Origin of the sequence: Undibacterium sp. KW1, from assembly GCF_009937955.1 — a bacterium.
GTDB lineage: Bacteria > Pseudomonadota > Gammaproteobacteria > Burkholderiales > Burkholderiaceae_D > Undibacterium.
This window is the reverse complement of the sequence record NZ_AP018439.1, coordinates 4,612,723-4,632,176: the sequence shown is the minus strand read 5'-3', so window position 1 is coordinate 4,632,176 and position 19,454 is coordinate 4,612,723. Positions and strand designations below refer to the sequence as shown.

The following is a 19,454-nucleotide window of genomic DNA, read 5'->3' as shown; positions in this document are numbered from 1 at the left end:
GTACTGTCAACTTACGGGCGGCGGGGAAATTTTGTAAAGTAGCGAGATGAAAAAATTCCCACTTTACCGCGGCTTCCGCTACCCGGCAGAAATCATCAGTCGTGTTGTGTGTCTCTACTTCCGGTTCGCGCTGAGTTTTCGCGACATGGAAGAGCTGATGGCCAGCCGTGGCATCATCGTCACGTACGAGACGATCCGCCAATGGACGTTAAAGTTCGGCAAAGCCTATGCCAATGGACTTCGCCTGCGTCACCCGTAGCACGGGGACAAATGGCATCTCGACGAGGTGATGCTAACAATCAAGGGCAAGCACCATTACCTCTGGCGTGCAGTCGATCAGAGCGGTCATGTGCTCGATATTCTGATGCAGAGTCGGCGCAACCAGCTGGCAGCAAAACGTTTTCTCCGCAAGCTGCTCAAGGGCTCGCGTTATGCACCACGGGTGCTAATTACTGACAAGCTGAAGAGCTATGTAGCGGCGAAGATGCATATCATGCCGGGTGTCGAGCATCGCCAACACAAAGGTCTCAATAACCGGGCAGAACTCTCGTATCAACCGACGCGGCAACGAGAACGACAGATGCGGCGCTTCAATTCATCCGGCCACGCTCAACGTTTTTTGTCGGCGCATGGCCCGATCAACAATGCTTTCCGGTGTCAGTGGAACCGCTTGACAGCGGAGCAGTACCGGCACGTCCGTAAGCAGGCATTTTCTATATGGGATGAGGTCACCGACGTAGCAAAAAATGCCTAATCCGTGACACCGTGGTACCCGGGCAGATGCAAGTTCGCCTGGATTGTACAACTCGCCCTCTCCGTTCAATAAGTTGACAATACCGCGGCTGAGCACTATCAATTCTGACCTACATTAAACGATGTGAGGTTGTTGCGGGCAATTCAAATCAATAATGCCGCGTTGCAGGGCCAGCACGGCGGCGTGGGTGCGATCGCTGGCGCTCAGTTTTGCCAGGATGTTTTTGACATGGGCTTTGACGGTATCTTCCGAGATGGCGAGGTTGAGGGCAATGCGCTTGTTGGATTTGCCGTCGGCCACCTGCTTGAGTACTTCTATCTCCCGTTTGCTCAGTGCATCGCCACTGGCGGGGGAGATCAGTTCCATGGCGATGTCGGCGGGGATGCAGCGGCGGCCACTGTAGACCTGGCGCACGGTGTCAAGCAAGTCCTTGCGCAACATGCTCTTGAGCAGGTAACCAGCGGCCCCCGCTTTGACGGCACGCAGGGCGCGTACATCTCCTTCATAGGTGGTCAGGATAATGATTCTGGCATGCGGGAATTCCTGGCGTATGGCGATGGTGGCATCGATGCCGTTCATGTCCGGCATCTGTATATCCATGAGCGTGACATCAGGGCGCAAGACGCGGTAATTGGCCAGTGCTTCATTGCCATTAGTGGCTTCGCCCACCAGGCGCATATCTGCCTGGCTGTCGATGACGCTGGCGATGCCCTGGCGGAACAGCGGGTGATCATCCACTGACAATATCGTAATTGGTATGGTCGATTCGCAATGTTCCATGATTCCTGTTTGCAAAATGGACCTGGGAGCCTGCTTCCACTGAAAGGGAAAGCCCGACATCCGCAGTATTTGTTAAAAAGTGCAATATAGCATCGTTTAGCAAAACTGGTATTGGCACCATCAAAAAATGACAGCGCAATAATCCACGGAGATTGCTGTCAATTACTCCTAAGGGTGATTGACACTTTTGCGTCACTGGGACGACATTGCTGCTTTCACACTTACAAAACCAGGACAGCATGTTGTTTGCTACATCTCCGGTTTTTTGCACGATCTGCGATTCACATGCTTACTACAGCGCGATGTTGCCCTGGCAATCGACCTTGGCGTTGGTGGTGCTTAGTGTATGCATTTACTTCTTGTTTCAGGTCGGTATGTTGCGTGCAGCGGTTTTGAACCAACGATGGTCACATGATAATCCAGGGTTGGCAGAGATGCACGACACCCTGATACAGGGTGTGCAGGGCCTGATGTTGAGTCTGCAGGCAACTGCAAGCCAGTTGCCGCCGGAAGGGAGGAGCCGCGAACAGATTGAAACTCTGCTGGACCAGGCAGAGAGCATGCTGGCGCAAGGGCGGCGAGCCATTCTGGATGAGCAAATTGACTCCCGGCCGGGCAGTGAACTCGAACAGTCGCTCCTTGAACTGGCATTCGGTCTGGTGGCAAATAGCCGGACCAGTTTTTGTGTGATCATCGGTGGACAAGCGCAGCCCGCCACTTCAGCCACGCACTATGCCATTTATCAACTGTCTCGTATAGCAATGATCAATGCCGCGCTTTACGCTCATGCGCGCAGGGTGGAAGTGGAGCTTTGTTACACATTCGGGTTTGTTGGATTACGTATCCGCGATGACGGTCAGGGCTATACAAGACTTGCGCCAGGCGTTTCGGACGCGTGCGGTTTTTTAGGCCTGCGACAAATACTGGCGCATGCCAGTGACCTCCAGGCAAGGCTGGAAATCTGGAGTGGCGACATTGCAGGGAGCGAATTGTCGCTGATTATGCGTAATCCTGAAATGTCGGGCGACCGGAGTGCTGTGTGCCGTTTTGCTACCTGGCGATTTCTGTTTAGACAGTTGTACCTGCAATAGCGCTTCGGCCGCCGCGTGTAAAAACTACCCAAAATGATTAGTCGCTCCCCCCGCTTTAGAGCGATGTGCATTTCTTGCAAGTTTCCTACAATTTGCTCTATCGCATGGCTGTGCCTTGACTTGCTTGCCGGCAGGGACAGCCCTTCTACTTTATTGATGCAAATGGAGAAACTCATGGAAACAAAAAACGACGGAATGGCAGTGGACCATCAGCGGCGCAAGGTCTTGCTGGGTGGTGTCGTTGCAGTTGGGGCCTTCAGTGTTCCTTTTGGCGTCATGGCAGTTCCCGCCGATCAGGCGATCCATCCCACCGCACCAGCTCACTTTCACGGAGAGAAAAAAATGGCTTACTTCAAAACCAAAGATGGTACCGATATCTATTACAAGGACTGGGGTTCAGGTCAGCCCGTCGTTTTTTGCCATGGCTGGCCATTGAATTCTGATAGCTGGGAATCGCAAATGATCTTCCTGGCCTCACAAGGTTTTCGCTGTATCGCTCACGACCGCCGTGGCCATGGTCGCTCCAGTCAGCCATGGGACGGCAACGACATGGACCACTACGCCGACGACCTGGCGCAGTTGATCGAGTTGCTGGATCTGAAAAACGTGGTCCTGTTCGGTTTCTCTACCGGCGGTGGCGAAGTGGCGCGTTATATTGGCCGCCATGGTACCAAGCGCCTCGCAAAAGCGGGCCTTATCTCGGCTGTGCCACCTTTGATGTTAAAGACTGATACCAACCCTGGTGGCTTGCCTATGTCTGTGTTTGATGGCTTGCGTGCTGGTTCACTGGCCAATCGTGCTCAATTGTATCTGGACCTGGCAGGCGGGCCTTTCTACGGCTTTAATCGTCCTGGTGCCAAAGTGTCGCAAGGACTGGTGTACTCCTGGTGGGCGCAGGGCATGCAGGCAGGGCACAAGAATACCTACGACTCCATCAAGGCATTCTCGGAAACAGACTTCAGAGAAGACCTGAAGAAGTTTGATATCCCGACATTGATCGTGCATGGTGACGATGATCAGATCGTACCTATCGACGCCTCAGGTCGCGCCGCTGCCAAGCTTGTCAAGAATTCCAAACTGCTGGTCTACGCAGGCGCACCGCATGGCTTGACGGACACCCACAAAGACCAGTTTAACAAAGACATGTTGAACTTTATCAAGGCTTAAGCACAGCGAAGCCAGACCAGCGATGCAAAGACTTTATTCCATGTTCCCGGCTGGCCGGGCCGGGGCAGGTTTGCTGATACTGCGCGTTGTTGTGGCCTTGCAGCTTCCTGCGGTCAGCGCTTGCTGTGCCAGGCCAGTGTTGGTCGACTGGATGGAATGGCTGGCACAGGCGACGGCAGTGCTGCTTTGCGTAGGCATACTAACGCCGCTGCTTGCCTTGCTGTGCGCGGCGATGGCGGCATTTTGCCTGTTAAATCATGGGTCGCAAATACAGCCTCTGCTGCCCATGTTTGGTCTGGTCATCGCCAATGCCATCGCATCGGGTTTGCTGGGGCCGGGGGCTTATTCCCTAGATGCCAAGTTTTTTGGACGCCGCCTGATACTGGTGAACGATAAGGCCAACCAGACAGAGCCGCAATAAGATGCACAACACAAGACGCACAACAAGACGCGAGAAATGTCATGAATAAACTCACCACCGCTGCCGGTGCGCCGGTAGTCGATAACCAGAATACCCAGAGTGCAGGCCTGCGCGGCCCGCTGCTACTGCAAGATATCTGGCATCTTGAAAAAATGGCGCACTTCAACCGTGAAGTGATACCAGAACGCCGCATGCACGCCAAAGGTTCAGGTGCATTTGGCACTTTTACCGTGACGCACGATATTTCTGCTTTCAGCAAGGCCAGGCTGTTTGCTGAAGTGGGCAAGAAGACAGACATTTTTATGCGGTTTTCTACCGTCGCCGGTGAGCGCGGTGCTGCCGATGCTGAGCGCGACATCCGCGGTTTTGCCGTCAAGTTCTATACCGAAGAAGGTAACTGGGACGTGGTGGGCAATAATACCCCGGTGTTCTTCATGCGCGACCCACTCAAATTTCCTGATTTGAATCATGCGGTAAAACGCGACCCCCGCACCAACTTGCGCAGCGCTGATAATAACTGGGACTACTGGACTCTGATGCCAGAAGCTCTGCACCAGATCACCATCGTCATGAGTGACCGTGGCATACCGGCCAGCTACCGCCACATGCATGGCTTTGGCAGCCACACATTCAGCATGTTGAACGCCGCCAATGAAAGGCACTGGGTCAAGTTCCATTTTGTCTGCCAGCAGGGCATTGTTAATCTCACCGATGCCGAGGCGGAGAAATTGATAGGGCAAGACCGTGAAAGTGCCCAGCGTGATCTGTTCCATAGCATAGAGCATGGCGATTTCCCGCGTTGGAACTTGAAGATACAGGTCATGCCAGAAAAAGATGCAGCCACCTATCACATCAACCCCTTTGATCTGAGCAAGGTGTGGCCACACAAGGATTACCCGCTCATCGATGTGGGTGTGCTGGAATTGAACCGCAACCCTGACAACTATTTTTCTGATGTTGAGCAAGCCGCATTTTCACCTGCCAATGTCGTGCCGGGCATTGGCTTTTCGCCAGACCGCATGCTGCAGTCGCGCCTGTTTGCCTATGGCGACGCACAGCGCTACCGCCTTGGTGTCAACCATCACCAGATACCGGTGAATGCGCCAAAATGCCCTTTCAACAGTTACCACCGCGATGGTGCTGGCCGGGTCGATGGCAATCATGGTGGTCTGATCGCTTACGAGCCCAATTCCAAAGGCGCGTGGCAGCAACAACCAGCTTTTGCCGAGCCATTGCTGGCGCTGGAGGGTGCGGCAGGTCACTGGGATCATCATGTTGATGAAGATTACTACAGCCAGCCAGGTGCCCTGTTCCGCTTGCTCAGCAGTGACAAGCAGCAACTCTTGTTTGAAAACACGGCACGTTCGCTCAATGGCGTGGCAGCAGAAATTCAACAGCGCCATATCAGCAATTGCAGCAAGGCCGATCCAGCCTATGGTGCGGGTGTTGGCGCGGCGCTGGCGGCACTGGCCAGTTAGGCATGCGCAGGCAGAGAAGACGAACCAGGGTAGTTCACGCAATACATGTACCAATACTTTTTGACACATTAATCCACTCTCAATTAAACGAAGGAAAACATCATGCCTACCGCTAAAGCAGAACCAGGTAAAGCCCTGTTGAACCCGACTAACCACACCCTGATCATGATTGATCATCAGCCGCAAATGGCTTTTGCCACCAAATCCATAGACGCGGTAACATTGCGCAATAATGCCGCCCTCGTGGCCAAGGCTGCCAAGGAATTCTCGGTCGCCACGATCCTGACGACTGTGGCCGAGAAATCTTTTTCCGGCCCCATTTTTGAAGAAATCAAAGCCGTCTTCCCGGGTGAAAAAATCGTTGACCGCACCAGCATGAACACCTGGGAAGATGGCCGCATTGCCGAACTCGTCAATGCCAAGGGCAAGGACAGGATCGTGCTGGCTGGCCTGTGGACATCTGTCTGCATCGTTGGCCCGGCTATCTCAGCGCTGGAACAAGGTTTTGAAGTGTATGTCATCGCCGACGCCTGCGGTGATGTCTCTGACGAAGCCCACCAGCGCGCCATGGAACGCATGATACAAATGGGCGCACGTCCTATGACATCGTTGCAATACCTGCTTGAATTGCAGCGTGACTGGGCGCGCGGCGAGACTTACAATCAAACCGTATCTACTGCCATTACCCACGGCGGCGGTTATGGTCTCGGATTGATCTATGCAAAGAGCATGTTCAATGCCAGTGAAGGGCATTAATTTTCTACTTGCTTTTGCTTTTAATGATCCGGTGGTTGAAAACTGCCGGGTCAATGATGATTTTCCAAGAGGTAAGCACCATGCACGCAGATCTGATACTCCATAACGGCCAGTTCCACACGGTAGACCGCAGCCAGCCGCTCGCTAGTGCAGTCGCCATCAAGGATGGCAAGTTCCTGGCGGTTGGTGATACAGAGAGCGTCATGCGCTTCAAGGCCGACAGCACCAAAGTCATCGACCTGAAAAAACGCTGCGTCATCCCCGGTCTGAACGATTCACATATCCACCTGATACGCGGTGGCCTTAACTACAATCTCGAATTGCGCTGGGAAGGCGTGCCCTCCCTGGCCGATGCCTTGCGCATGTTGAAAGAACAGGCGCTGCGCACGCCGCAGCCGCAATGGGTGAGGGTAGTGGGTGGCTGGACTGAGTTCCAGTTCGCTGAAAAACGCATGCCCACGCTGGATGAAATCAATGCCGCTGCGCCAGATACACCAGTGTTTATCCTGCACCTGTACGACAGGGCGCTGCTCAACCGCGCCGCCTTGCGCGCAGTAGGCTACACCAAAGATACACCCAACCCACCGGGTGGCGAAATTCAGCGCGATGCCGCAGGCAACCCTACCGGCATGCTCATCGCCAAACCAAATGCGATGATACTGTACGCCACCCTGGCCAAAGGCCCCAAACTGCCGCTGGACTTGCAAGTCAATTCCACCCGTCAGTTCATGCGCGAGCTGAACCGCCTGGGTTTGACCAGTGCCATTGACGCCGGTGGCGGCTTCCAGAATTATCCTGAAGACTATGCCATCATAGACCAGCTCGCCAAAGACCAGCAGCTCACCATACGCATCGCCTACAACCTGTTCACCCAGAACAAGGGACAAGAGCTACAAGACTTTGAGCGCTGGACCGACATGGTCAAACCCGGCGATGGCAGCGATTTTTACCGTCACAATGGCGCGGGCGAGATGCTGGTATTTTCCGCCGCCGACTTTGAAGACTTCCTGGAGCCACGCCCCGAACTGGCCGCAGGCATGGAAGATGAGCTGGAAAAAGTCGTGCGCCATCTCGTCAGCCAGCGCTGGCCTTTCCGTCTGCATGCGACTTATGACGAATCCATCAGCCGCATGCTGGATGTGTTTGAGAAGGTCAACCGTGAGATTCCTTTCGATGGCCTGCATTGGATGTTTGATCATGCCGAAACGATTTCGGAGCGCAATATAGAACGCGTGCGTAAGCTCGGTGGTGGCATCGCCATTCAGCACAGAATGGCTTTCCAGGGCGAGTATTTTGTAGAACGTTATGGTGCCGACGCAGCCCGCGCGACACCGCCTGTCGCCAAGATGCTGGAGATGGGTGTGCCCGTCGGTGCAGGCACCGATGCCACCCGTGTGGCCAGCTACAACCCATGGACTGCGCTGTACTGGCTGGTCTCTGGTCGTACCGTTGGCGGCATGCGCCTGGCCAGTGTCAATGCCCAATTGTCACGCGATGATGCGCTGGAATTATGGACGCTGGGCAGTAGCTGGTTCTCTAATGAGCAGGGTAAAAAAGGCCAGATCAAGGAAGGCCAGTTCGCCGATCTGGCTGTGCTCTCTGCTGACTATTTCAGTGTACCTGAAGACAGCATCAAACACATAGAAGCGGTACTCACCATTGTCGATGGCAAGATTGTGTATGGAGCGGCAGAATTTAGTCCGCTGTCGCCACCAGCCATACCTGTGTTGCCAGACTGGTCGCCAGTGACCAAGGTCAGTGGTCATTATCGCGCTGTGCCAGGCACACAAAAAACAGCCTTGCCGCACCATTGTCGTGGCGCTTGTGGTGTACATGTACACCGGCATGATGTGGCGCGCGGCGCAAATGTACCAGTATCAGATTTTTCAGGGTTCTGGGGCGCGCTGGGTTGCAGTTGTTTTGCTTTTTAAGGAATAGGCGATGCGTTATTCAAAAATTTTGTTGGGCCTGGTAATTTCCTTTGTCACGGGTGCGGGCTGTAACTTGCTGCACATACCTGTGCCATCTCCACCTGTTTTGAGCGGGGCTTTCCTGGTGTTGACCATGAGCCTGGGTTACTGGCTGGTTGACCGTTACACCCAGGCGCAGGAAGCGAAACACAAGGCCTTGTGTGGCGGTCATGCACTAGATAAAGAGAAAGGGGCTTGATATGGATATCGCAATAGGTGCATTACTGGGTCTGGCTATTGGTGGCTTGTGTCGCTGGCTGGATATTCCTTCGCCAGCACCGCCTACACCCATCGGTGCTTTGCTGGTTGTCGCCATGACGGTAGGTTATCTTGCGGCTGGGCAGTTCGCCTGAAAGGCATACCATGAAAGTGATGGGTTCCTTCCAGCGGCTGTCCATGCCAGCCAAACCTGACCTGGGTTTGCTCTTCCTCCGGTTGGCAGGTGCCTTCATGCTCTTGTACGTGCATGGCTTGCCCAAGCTCCTGCATTACAGCACCGAGCTGGCACATATCGATGACCCCATACATCTGGGCCGCAGCCTGACGTTGTGGCTGGCTCTGCTGGCAGAAATTGTCTGCCCAATGTTGATTGCAGCAGGCATCTTGACAAGGCTGGCCTGCCTTCCCATCATCATTTTGCTGCTGGTGTCCATGTTGGCAGTACACCCTGGCTGGAGCATCGCCGAAGGCCAGTTCGGCTGGCTGCTGCTCATCATCTTTGGCAGTATCGCCCTGGCCGGGCCGGGCGCCTATTCATTGAGCAAGGGTAAATCTGCATGACAAGCAAACACACGCTGGGCATTGCCCTGGGTTCTACCGCAGGCTATGTCGATACCGTCGGTTTTGTTGCCTTGTTTGGCCTGTTCACCGCCCATGTGACTGGCAACTTTGTGCTCATTGGTAGTGAGCTCGCCCACCCCAGCCATGGTGTGCTGATCAAGTTTCTGGCTTTCCCTTCCTTTATCCTGGCAGTGGCCTTGTCGCGTATCATCGCCGTCAAGCTCGAAGCCAGCGGCAAATCTGCAGCCCGCGCACTGACAGGTATGCAGTTACTGTTCTTGCTGGTCTTTATGTTGCTGGGTTACTTGTCCACCCCTGTGCAAAGCACCGATGCTGTTCTACCCTTGCTGGCAGGCATCGCTGGTGCCGCCGCCATGGGTGTGCAAAATGCGGCCAGCCGCCTGGTCTGGACCGAGCTGGCGCCCACCACCGTAATGACAGGCAATGTCACCCAGATCGTGATTGATCTGGTGGATATTCTCAGGGGCAGCGCTGCCGCAGGCACCAAGGCCCGCCTGTGGAAATTCTTGTGGCCAGTGCTGGCCTTTGGCGTGGGGCAGTGGGTGGCGCGTTTGTCTATCTATACGTGGGTTTTCTTTCGCTGGGTTTACCACTACTGATATTGTGTATGATTTGGCTGAGGTTCTCTGAACCGACATGAGGTGAAGTAAAAAGTAATACGACATCAATTGTCGTAGCTGTGCAAACTTGGTTAGACTGTGGCCTGTAGATTAATCATTTATCGCTCAGGATTAACCAAGTGCCTTTTACCCGTTCGCAGACCTTGCTAAAAACCAACTTGGCTGCGCTGTTGTTCAGCTTCTTATTTTCTTCACCCTCTTTTGCGCAGACGGCAAAGACATCGGCCCAACCCAGCCGCCTGCTGTCTGACTATACCCATACCGCCTGGAACGGCCTCAACGGCGCGCCTGTCGATGTACTCAAGTTTGCCCAGACCACCGATGGCTGGTTGTGGATGGCCACGCCCACAGGCCTGTTCCGCTTTGATGGGGTGCGCTTTGAACGCATGGATAAAGTTCAGGGCCATGTCCTGCGTTCCAGCAATGTGCTGGGTTTGCTTGCTCCCCCCGATGGCAGCCTGTGGGTAGGTTACCGTCTGGGTGGCATTAGCATGTTCAATAACGGCAGCGTACGCAACTTTACTGAGACAGACGGTCTTCCGGGCGGCACCGTCATGAGCATGACCCTGGGCCCAGACGGCACCATCTGGGCTGCCACCCGTGAAGGTCTGGCATCACTGACGCCAGGCGCACTGCGGTTCAAGGCCGTTAGCCCAGAGACCGGCTTGCCGCGTATCCTGGCCAGGCAAATCCTGTTTGACAAGGCCGGTGTGCAATGGGTATCAGTCCAGGGGGGCATCTATTATCGCCAGCCGGGTGAAGCCCGCTATACCCAGGCCTGGCCCAGGCTCGATTTAATGGCCATGGCAGAAAGCCCCGACGGTACGCTGTGGGCATCGGACGGTACCTATAAATTCTACCGCATGTATGCCAGCGCCCCGGCAGGATATCCTGCACCTGAGCCCGCACCCAAGCCCGAGATAGAAGGCAACGGCATGTTCTTTGACCGCGAAGGCGTCATGTGGATATTGCGCACGCACGCGCTCGAACGCCGCCGGGCTCCCTGGCCAGCCAGCAGCGGCACCGACCAGCTTCTGACCAAAGACAGCGGCATGAGCGGCCCGCTGCCGCAAACTTTTTTCCAGGACAGGGAAGGCAATATCTGGATAGGCACGTCCCACGGGCTAGACCGCCTGCGCCGCAACCGCCTGCAGATTTTGCCGGTAGCGCTGCCATTCGACCATCCTGCCATCGTCAGCGCGGGCAATGGTGACATCCTCACCTCTGACTTTGCGGGCGATGTACGCCGCTTTAATCCCAACGGTGGTTACCATAGCGAGCGGGAAGGGTATTTCAGCGTGGCCTATCGTGCAGACGATGGCAAACTCTGGCTAGGTAATGACACCGCCCTGTGGCGGCGTGATGACGCCAGCAAGTTCAGCGCCGTGACCATGCCCACCGAACTTGCTGGCAACCAGGTGCAAGCCATGCTCGTCGTCAACCCGCATCAGCAATGGGCATCGGTTTTCCGCAAGGGGCTGTTCCGCATAGACGATGGTCAATGGCAATTGCAAAGCGGTCTTCATGGCCTACCCACGGACAATGTCATGAGTCTGACCAAAGATGCCGCAGGCCGCATCTGGGCTGGGTATTTGTTTAATCACATCGCCCTAATTGACGGCAACAGTGTGCAAGTCTTTGGCGATGCCCAGGGACTGGCGCTCGGCAATGTACTGGCCCTGCAAACGGATGAAGAGCGGCTCTGGGCCGGTGGCGAATTTGGTCTGGCTATCTACGACCGCAAGCGTGATGGTAAGCGCGATGGTCAACTTTTTATACCCGTCACCGTCAGCGGCGGGCAGCCTCTGCGTGGCATCTCCGGCATCGTCCGCACCGCTACTGGCGACCTGTGGCTGCACAGCGCCGACGGCATTGTCCATATCCCTGCCAAAGAAGTCGAACAGCTATTGCGTGAGCCCACCCATGCTGTAAACCATGAACGCTTCACTGCACTTGATGGTTTGCTCGGCAGCGCACCGCAATTGCGCCCACTACCTTCGCTCATCGAAGGCAGTGATGGCAGACTTTGGTTCTCTACCGCCAGCGAAATCGCCAGCATCAACCCCCAGTATATCGCCCGCAACGCATTGCCGCCATCTGTACAGATTACCGCCATCCACGCGGCGGGCAAAGACTACGCTGCACAGACAGCACTGCAATTGCCAAAAGAAGAGCGTGATATACAGATCAGCTTTACCGCGCTCAGCCTCAGCATGCCGGAGCGCATCCGCTTTCTTTATCAGTTGCAAGGCTATGACAAAGGCTGGCAAGACCCGCAGGGACGGCGCGAAGCCTTCTACACCAATCTGCCACCGGGCAATTACCGTTTCATGGTCAAGGCCGCCAATGAAGATGGCGTCTGGAACGAGCAAGGCGCGACCATGCAGATAGGCATCACCCCCGTCTTCACAGAAACACCCTGGTTCATCGCTTTGTTAATCGCACTCGCCGCTGCATTTCTGTATGTTATCTACCTGTTGCGCATACGCTATCTGACCGCCCATATGCAAGACCTCATGCACGAAAGACTGGCAGAACGCGCCCGCATCGCACGCGGCCTGCACGACACGCTGCTGCAAAGCGTGCAAGGCCTGATCATGTATTTTGACAGCCAGGCCCGACGCCTGCCCAGCGATTCAGAAGAACGAGCCAAGCTAGAACAAACCCTGGACCTGGCCGACCAATTGATGGTCGAAGGTCGCGAACACATTATGGACCTGCGCAGCGAATCCGTGCCCGAAGAACTCGAAGATGCACTCCAGCAATACGGCAGCATCCTGCTCAATGAACGCTTCACTCTCATCCAGCGCGGCAAGCCACACTGGCTGTGCGAACCCATACGTAATGAAATCCACGCCATCGCCCGCGAAGCTCTGCTCAACGCAGCCCGCCATTCCAACGCCAGCAGTGTGACGCTAGAACTCGAATACCAGCGCGACCATTTCACCCTACGCATCGCCGACAACGGCCAGGGCTTGCCCACCGCCATTGCCGAAACTGGTCAGCGCGAAGGCCACTGGGGACTGGTCGGCATGAAAGAACGCGCAGAGGCCATGGGCGCAAACTACCTCATGAAATCAGTGGCAGGCGAAGGCACGGCGATACAGGTCAGGCTGCCAGCGAGTCTGGCATATACCATGCCGGTGGGGGCGGCGTTTGAGCGAGGGCGGAGATTTGCATGGGTGGCGAAGTACAGGGGATGGTAAGATATTAAGGTTTGGAAATTGTAGCCTCTTGCCCAAAATACTTCTCCTGTGAAATTTTTTTGCCTCCCACCAAAGTGTCTGGCTATCGAAATTGCACTCTTACCTTTCATGAATCCCACAACATTCGACACTGAATGCTTTGGAGGAACGCTCAAACACATATCTGCAACTGCCCCTCTTGCACTGGCAATACACCGGCCAGCAATTGCAGCAAACTGGTCTTGCCACGGCCATCACCACCGTATATTAGGGTAACGCCTGGAGTAATCTCACCAGACCAGTTACTGAACAAGGCTTACTCCGGGTAGGCAAAGCTCAGCTCGGTCGATAGCAAAAGAATATTATTTTTTGTCATTATCCTGGTGCGAATTGGTCGCCCACACAAATGCGTGAGTCATCGCAGCATGATATTGAAAATCGGCCATACTTACTGTTACGCTTTGTGACTACGTTTCAGTTACCAAGCGCACTTGAACTGTTTTTCGTACATGCAGGCGTGCCAGGCACATGACACATAATAGCGAAAACAGGGCCGCACTCAAAAGTGTCAGATGATAGTTATGGCCGGACATGTCCAGCGCCGGCCCTTGTATGCTGCTTCCCAGGATGACGGCAAGAGTGACCATGACATCTTTACTGGAGTTATACCGGACAAACTGTGCGCTGGGAAACAAGGCCATAGGCATGGAGGCTGCCGCCGTGTAATAAGCACCAGAAACAACCACATGGGCGACATAAAAAATAAGAAAGTTCTGCTCACCGTCCATCCACAGATAGCCCGTGGCTGCTACCACAAAATACAGACTCATCATGATGGCAGAGATCAATATGGCGCCGTAGCGATCAACCAGCCACCCTATGCCAAATGCCAGGAAGATAGACACTCCATACGAATACGCAGTCAGGGTGCCAAGGGTAGCCTTGGAGATGCCCAGCGTACCTGCATAGAACTGGCAAAAAGTGTGGAAGGGGCTGAAGGTCACGCTGGCCAGCATGAAGGCAGCAACTGCCCACAGGAAAAAGGGACGAGAAAAGCATTCCAGAATATGCGCTCGTGGCACGGCAAACGACACCGGCTTTGCGTTCAAGTCGGTACCCACTTCATCCGGGTAAGTACCTTCTTTTACCATCACGCACATCAGCAATACTGAACCGCCAAACACCAGGCCAACGGTAAGCAATATCTCGCGCAAATAGTTTTCAGTCAGGGCGAATACAAAGCTGTTGAAGGCTATGCCTATACTCAGGCCGACGATACGAAAACCTGCATAAAATCTGCCAAGAAAGCGGTGCGGCATGACATCGTTTACCAAACCGCTGAACAGGGCCAAAGTGCTAATGGCCGTGCATTCAAAGATGGTCCAGAACACGCAAAAATATGCCAGATTACAGATGCGCACACCGGGCGACAGGCTTGCAAGTTGCTCATGCGTCCATAGGCCCATATCGGAAGATAACGCTAGGCCAATCACAGCTGCCGCACCAACCGGCGCGATAGCCATCAGGAATGGGCGCCGTCGCCCCCAGCGTGTGCGAAGACGGTCAGAATGGTAGCCTATCAGCGGTAACAGCAACAGACTCAACACTGCAGGCACGGTTGATATCAGCAAGGATGTAGTCGTATCCGAAGCGGCATTCAGTCGCAAAAATTCCAGCCCACTGGGCAGGGCAGAACGGTCGCGCATGGCAATGCCCAGTTCGCCCACCAGCAGCCACAAGATAGCGGCGAACAAACCAAAGCTCGTATAGTGCAAAGTCCCCACGCTATAGCGTGGGCTGTCCTTGATGCCGGTATCGACTACCCCGGCCAGATGTGCACTGTCACGCATGCTGATTCGTGGCCACTTATGACACAGACTGAGCGGTCTTCTTCAGCGGCGCGGTAGAATTTCTGACGACAATATCCATTGCAAACGCGATTTTCGCCGCTTTGATTTCCCTGCCCTGAATAATTTCCACCACTTCACTGACCGCACGGTTGGCCATTTCGGCGAAGGGTTGGCGCATGGTGGTCAGGGTTGGAAAGACATAGCTCGCCGTTGGAATATCGTCAAAGCCAACTACCGACACATCATCGGGAACCTTTAATCCTCTGCTATTGATCGCATCAATGGCACCGAATGCCATTTCATCATTCGCACAAAATATGGCGGTAGGTGGAACTGCCAGCGACAACAAGGTTTCGGTCGCAGAATACCCACCTGACTGCATGAATTGCCCCTGCACGATCAAGGCCGGATCAACCGACAGCCCGGTTGCCTGTATCGCATCCACATAGCCTTTTTCGCGTTCGGCACTCTGACCTGTTCCTGCAGTTCCAGCCACGAAACCAATGCGCCTGTGCCCCAGTGCCAGCAGATGTTCTACAGCCGTACGTGCGCCATTGCGGTTCTCGGCCACAACAATAGGCATATTCATTTGTCTGGCATCAAAATTGACCAGCACACAGGGGAAACCCTGTTTATCTATGAGATCGAGGTAGCTGTCGCTGGAATTTGGCAACAGCAGCAAGAGTCCGTCGCACAACTGACTCAGCATATTGCTGGTTTCGATACGACCGGGGCGATCAAACCTTTCCGCATTAAAGACGATCAGGTCGAAACCCTTGCGCCTGGCTTCCTGCGTGATGGCCTTGATGATTTCATGCAACACCAAAGAACCATAGTTGTTCACAAATACGCCGATCAGATTGCTTTTGTCACCGCGCATGCGGCGCGCCAACATATCCGGCGTGTAATTAAGCTGGGCAGCGGCATCCATGATGCGTGCACGGGCTTCTTCTGATACATAGCCAACACCTCGAATTGCACGCGAAGCGGTGATCGGCGACACCCCGGCAATCTTGGCCACTTCACTTAACTTGCTGACTTTGCGCATTTATCTTCCAAAATTTAAAGAACTCAATATTCATGGTCCGGGCATTGCCAATTTCACATCTGCTTAAGTCGCAGCTGAAGTGGAGACAAGAAGCAGACAAGGTGCAGAATTGTCCCGCAAGCGGCAAAACACGGCCAGTATTTTCGCGCACTACACAAGGAAAAGAGCTTGTCTCCGAAAAAATATAGAAGCGAATAAAGCACATGCCCGGCAATAATCAAATAATTGATTATTGTTGGTTTAATTTTCTGATGTGGTAACGATACCACATCATTTCGCCTTATTTTCAATATTTTTTCATGTTTAAAATCAATGACTTAACTTACATCTTCATTCACCCGTATAGCGGACTTTGTACATTCTGATTTCATGTGGTAACGTAACCATGTCACTCAAACAGGATGAAATACCACCCGTTGAAGTGATGAACAAGCCAATACTGAAACACATTACTGAAAACTTTAAGCAGTGCGGAATACAAGTCGCCAGATTGAGCGTCCCCGTGCTGTATTTACATCATGCAGCCTTCAAGACTGTCTGTAATTCAACGGAGACCATAGTGAAAAAGAAAATTTTAGCCACCGTGCTGCCACTCGCCCTGGCGGCATTTTATGGCGCTGAAGCCACTGCGCAAGAAGCGCCTGCCGCAGGCGCACAGGCCAATCCGGTCAAAACTGATGTGCCAGCCCCGCCGGCAGAAGCCGAAACCGTGGTCGTGACCGGATTTCGCTCCAGCCTGCAAAAGGCTCTCAACCTGAAGGCCAAGGCGATAGGCACGCGTGACTCGATCGTGGCTGAAGACATAGGCAAGTTCCCGGAAGCGAACGTGGCAGAATCGCTGCAACGTGTCCCTGGCGTTATCCTGAATCGCGACGAAAGCTCGGGCGAAGGCCAGCGCATCTCGATTCGCGGCTTGCCGACCGAATACTCCGTTACCACCCTCAACGGTGCTCCCGTCAACACAACCTCGACCAGCACTATCGGCACTGCCGCACGCGGTTTCAATTACGACGTGTTTGCGTCTGAACTGTTCGGACGTGTCGATTTCTACAAATCGCCATTGGCAGAATTGACTGAAGGCGGTCTGGGTGGTGTGGTTGACTTGCAGACACCACGTCCATTCGATAATCCTAAACAAGCCATACGGTATAGCGTGTCAGGCGCGTATAACACCATGTCCAAGCATGTTGATCCAACTGGCTTCGCCCTGTACTCCAACACCTGGGGAAACTGGGGTCTGCTGCTTGGTGGATCGCATTCCGGTGGCGTTAATAACCGTTCCGGTTTCGAAGCGACCGGCGGTTACAACAGTTCATTCTATGGCAGCCAATCTCCTACCAAAGGCTTCTTTGCCATGGCGCTTGACTACGATGACCCGCGCGCCAACCTCAGCGGGTATTCGCGTTCCGATGTCGACAATGCCTATCTGCCACGTATCTATCGCTTCTATGGCTCCCGTAATGAACGTACGCGTGATGGTCTGGTTTCTTCACTCCAGTACAAAAGCGGTGGCCTGAACCTGAGCCTGGATACCATGTATTCCAAGCTAAAAAACCAGCGTGATGAAATCACATTCGGCCTGTTGATACGCAACAGCCTTACCAACAACCGCACTGCCGCCGCAGGCCAGACCGGCCACACTGGTCTGGTACCAATGAACATCAAAATTGACCCGGCAACCAACCTGATGACAGGTACCTTTGGCAACACGGTACTTAGTAATGGCGTTACCTACAGCGACGATGAGACCACCTTTGGCTACAGCGCATTGAACGGTTCATGGGAAGCCAGTAAAGACCTGGTGTTCAGCGGCCAGGTCAGTTTCAACCAAAGCAAAGCCCTCAGCTATCAGGATACCCTGAGCGGGAATATGTACGGTATTACCTCTACGATAGGCTACGGGTCTGACCATGTCTATCCATCGATGTCTTCAACCAGCAGTTATACCGACCCGAATAATTATTCCGGCTTTGGTATCGGCACCAGCCTGACCCGCGAGACCGACAAGGGCAAGCAGGCACGTATCGCTGCGGATTGGGACTATGGTCTGCCAGGCGACTGGAAAGGTCATCTGAAAGCCGGCCTGACCCTCATTGAGACAACCAAAGGCATCAACAAGCGCAACGGTACAGCGGCTGCCACCACCCAACTGAACTCAATGGGCATTGCCAGCCTGCGCAGCGGCATGGTGTCTAACCTGCCTATAGATAATCTCGATATTGGTGCTGGCTGGCCACAAGCCTGGTCCAGCTTCACCCGCGGCTATACCTACGGAAACTTCAATCCGCTGACCTATAACTCGGAAGCCAGCTTCACACCTGCGCAAAGTTTCACCGCCAAGGAAAAAGTCTCGACTGCCTATATCCAATCCGACTTCAAAGGTCAGATCATGGAACATGAACTGCGTATCAACGCGGGCGTGCGCTATTCAACCACCGATACCAACATCGATAATTTCAAGAAAACCGGTGCTGGCGGAGCCTATCTGCCAAATACCGAAAATGGTTCTTACAGCAATGTCTTGCCAGCCGTCAGCGCGGCCCTGGACCTGACCGACAATCTGATGTGGCGTGCGTCTTACGGCAAGACCCTCAGCCGTGCATCGCTGTCCATCATTGCCGCACAGACTGTCATTCCTAACCCATTCGATAACACGGCAACCGCTGGCAATCCTAATCTGTTACCACAAAAATCGAATAACCTCGACACCAGTCTGGAATGGTATTTCCGTCCAGGCAGTCTGTTGTCTCTTGCCCTGTTCAAGAAAGACTTGTCTGATGCGACTGTAGCCAGCACAACCAACACCACCTTCGGTGCACTGGGCCTGCCGGATACTTCACTTGGTGCAATTTTCCAGAACTCGCAGGGTAAAGTTGACCCTAACCTGCCTATGGTATTGCGCAGCTACAGCAATGCCGGCCAGCAGACACTCAAAGGTTTCGAAGTCGCTTACCAGCAGGCATTCGACTTCCTGCCTGAACAGTACAGGGGCTTTGGTGCATTGGCCAGCTACACGCACATCAATCCATTTAACAGCGCCAAGTGGATCACCAATGCTGGCAAAGAGATTGAGGTCAATTCCGTACCAAAATACGCCTACAGCGTCACTGGATATTACGAACGAGGTCCACTGGCATTACGTCTGTCATACAACTACAAGGGCAGATCGCTGCATGGTGACAATCCGACCAATACCGGAAATGACCTGATACGCTGGCGCGCCGCCCGTGGCTATATGGACGCCAACATCAGCTACAAGCTGAGCGAATCGTTCGAGCTGCGGATCGATGCACTCAACCTGTCCAATACCCTGGCCTATGACTACTTCGAAGACGCCACTGGCCGCTATGGCGATGGCCAGAAAACACGTATGGATTATGCCAAGTACGATGGCCGCACCATCAAAATAGGCATACGCGGAAAAATATAAACGTTCTGGCATTCTCGCTGGAGTCCTATTTGGCATCAGCGAGAGGTGGCACAAGGCAGACAGGTTCGACACTTGTCCGCCGCCACCTGCCAACTTCACCAAA

At 54.0% G+C, this 19,454-nt stretch carries 16 protein-coding genes and 2 pseudogenes; 13 read left to right on the top strand and 5 right to left on the bottom strand.

Annotated elements, in window-relative coordinates:
- Positions 1 to 46: 46 nt before the first annotated feature.
- Positions 47 to 754: pseudogene (locus tag UNDKW_RS20725) on the top strand (IS6 family transposase).
- A 114-nt stretch (positions 755 to 868) separates the two neighbouring features.
- Here the strand turns inward: UNDKW_RS20725 and UNDKW_RS20720 are convergent.
- Positions 869 to 1,534: a response regulator transcription factor gene (locus tag UNDKW_RS20720; RefSeq protein ID WP_162060258.1), complete on the bottom strand. Its 666-nt coding sequence runs from the start codon at positions 1,532 to 1,534 to the stop codon at positions 869 to 871.
- Positions 1,535 to 1,773: 239 nt separating this feature from the next.
- On the opposite strand from UNDKW_RS20720, the gene UNDKW_RS20715 reads away from it, so the two are divergent.
- The 11 genes from UNDKW_RS20715 (at position 1,774) to UNDKW_RS20665 (ending at position 13,044) form a co-directional block, all read left to right on the top strand.
- Positions 1,774 to 2,625 carry a sensor histidine kinase gene (locus UNDKW_RS20715; protein ID WP_162060257.1) on the top strand — a complete coding sequence of 284 codons (852 nt, stop codon included), beginning with the start codon at positions 1,774 to 1,776 and terminating at the stop codon, positions 2,623 to 2,625.
- Between the two features lie 342 nt (positions 2,626 to 2,967).
- The gene (locus UNDKW_RS20710) at positions 2,968 to 3,792 is read left to right on the top strand and encodes an alpha/beta fold hydrolase (protein WP_232063443.1); all 825 of its coding nucleotides are present in this window, start codon (positions 2,968 to 2,970) and stop codon (positions 3,790 to 3,792) included.
- Positions 3,793 to 3,814: 22 nt separating this feature from the next.
- The gene (locus UNDKW_RS20705) at positions 3,815 to 4,213 is read left to right on the top strand and encodes a hypothetical protein (RefSeq protein WP_162060256.1); all 399 of its coding nucleotides are present in this window, start codon (positions 3,815 to 3,817) and stop codon (positions 4,211 to 4,213) included.
- A 41-nt stretch (positions 4,214 to 4,254) separates the two neighbouring features.
- A complete protein-coding gene (locus tag UNDKW_RS20700; protein WP_162060255.1) occupies positions 4,255 to 5,691 on the top strand; it encodes a catalase in 1,437 nt (478 codons plus the stop codon).
- 102 nt (positions 5,692 to 5,793) lie between these two features.
- The gene (locus UNDKW_RS20695; RefSeq protein ID WP_162060254.1) at positions 5,794 to 6,447 is read left to right on the top strand and encodes a hydrolase; all 654 of its coding nucleotides are present in this window, start codon (positions 5,794 to 5,796) and stop codon (positions 6,445 to 6,447) included.
- A gap of 80 nt (positions 6,448 to 6,527) precedes the next feature.
- Positions 6,528 to 8,378, top strand: coding sequence for an amidohydrolase (locus UNDKW_RS20690; protein ID WP_162060253.1), 1,851 nt, complete (start codon positions 6,528 to 6,530; stop codon positions 8,376 to 8,378).
- A gap of 10 nt (positions 8,379 to 8,388) precedes the next feature.
- A complete protein-coding gene (locus UNDKW_RS20685; protein WP_162060252.1) occupies positions 8,389 to 8,616 on the top strand; it encodes a DUF1427 family protein in 228 nt (75 codons plus the stop codon).
- A gap of 1 nt (position 8,617) precedes the next feature.
- On the top strand, positions 8,618 to 8,770 hold the full coding sequence (locus tag UNDKW_RS20680) for a DUF1427 family protein (RefSeq protein WP_162060251.1): 153 nt from the start codon (positions 8,618 to 8,620) through the stop codon (positions 8,768 to 8,770).
- A gap of 10 nt (positions 8,771 to 8,780) precedes the next feature.
- On the top strand, positions 8,781 to 9,197 hold the full coding sequence (locus UNDKW_RS20675) for a DoxX family protein (RefSeq protein WP_162060250.1): 417 nt from the start codon (positions 8,781 to 8,783) through the stop codon (positions 9,195 to 9,197).
- Positions 9,194 to 9,817 carry a YoaK family protein gene (locus UNDKW_RS20670; RefSeq protein ID WP_370529043.1) on the top strand — a complete coding sequence of 208 codons (624 nt, stop codon included), beginning with the start codon at positions 9,194 to 9,196 and terminating at the stop codon, positions 9,815 to 9,817. The genes UNDKW_RS20675 and UNDKW_RS20670 overlap by 4 nt, the downstream gene beginning before the upstream one ends.
- A gap of 140 nt (positions 9,818 to 9,957) precedes the next feature.
- Positions 9,958 to 13,044, top strand: coding sequence for a sensor histidine kinase (locus UNDKW_RS20665; RefSeq protein WP_162060249.1), 3,087 nt, complete (start codon positions 9,958 to 9,960; stop codon positions 13,042 to 13,044).
- Between the two features lie 5 nt (positions 13,045 to 13,049).
- Here the strand turns inward: UNDKW_RS20665 and UNDKW_RS20660 are convergent.
- The 4 genes and pseudogenes from UNDKW_RS20660 to UNDKW_RS20645 form a co-directional block, all read right to left on the bottom strand.
- Positions 13,050 to 13,205, bottom strand: a pseudogene (locus UNDKW_RS20660) (transposase); the annotation flags it as partial.
- Positions 13,196 to 13,336: a hypothetical protein gene (locus UNDKW_RS20655; RefSeq protein ID WP_162060248.1), complete on the bottom strand. Its 141-nt coding sequence runs from the start codon at positions 13,334 to 13,336 to the stop codon at positions 13,196 to 13,198. The pseudogene UNDKW_RS20660 and the gene UNDKW_RS20655, both read right to left, overlap by 10 nt.
- 154 nt (positions 13,337 to 13,490) lie before the next feature.
- A complete protein-coding gene (locus tag UNDKW_RS20650) occupies positions 13,491 to 14,873 on the bottom strand; it encodes an MFS transporter (RefSeq protein ID WP_162060247.1) in 1,383 nt (460 codons plus the stop codon).
- 16 nt (positions 14,874 to 14,889) lie between these two features.
- Positions 14,890 to 15,921 carry a LacI family DNA-binding transcriptional regulator gene (locus tag UNDKW_RS20645; protein ID WP_162060246.1) on the bottom strand — a complete coding sequence of 344 codons (1,032 nt, stop codon included), beginning with the start codon at positions 15,919 to 15,921 and terminating at the stop codon, positions 14,890 to 14,892.
- Positions 15,922 to 16,480: 559 nt separating this feature from the next.
- On the opposite strand from UNDKW_RS20645, the gene UNDKW_RS20640 reads away from it, so the two are divergent.
- Entirely contained in the window at positions 16,481 to 19,351 is a 2,871-nt protein-coding gene (locus tag UNDKW_RS20640; RefSeq protein ID WP_162060245.1) for a TonB-dependent receptor, read from the top strand.
- The last annotated feature ends 103 nt before the right edge of the window (positions 19,352 to 19,454 follow it).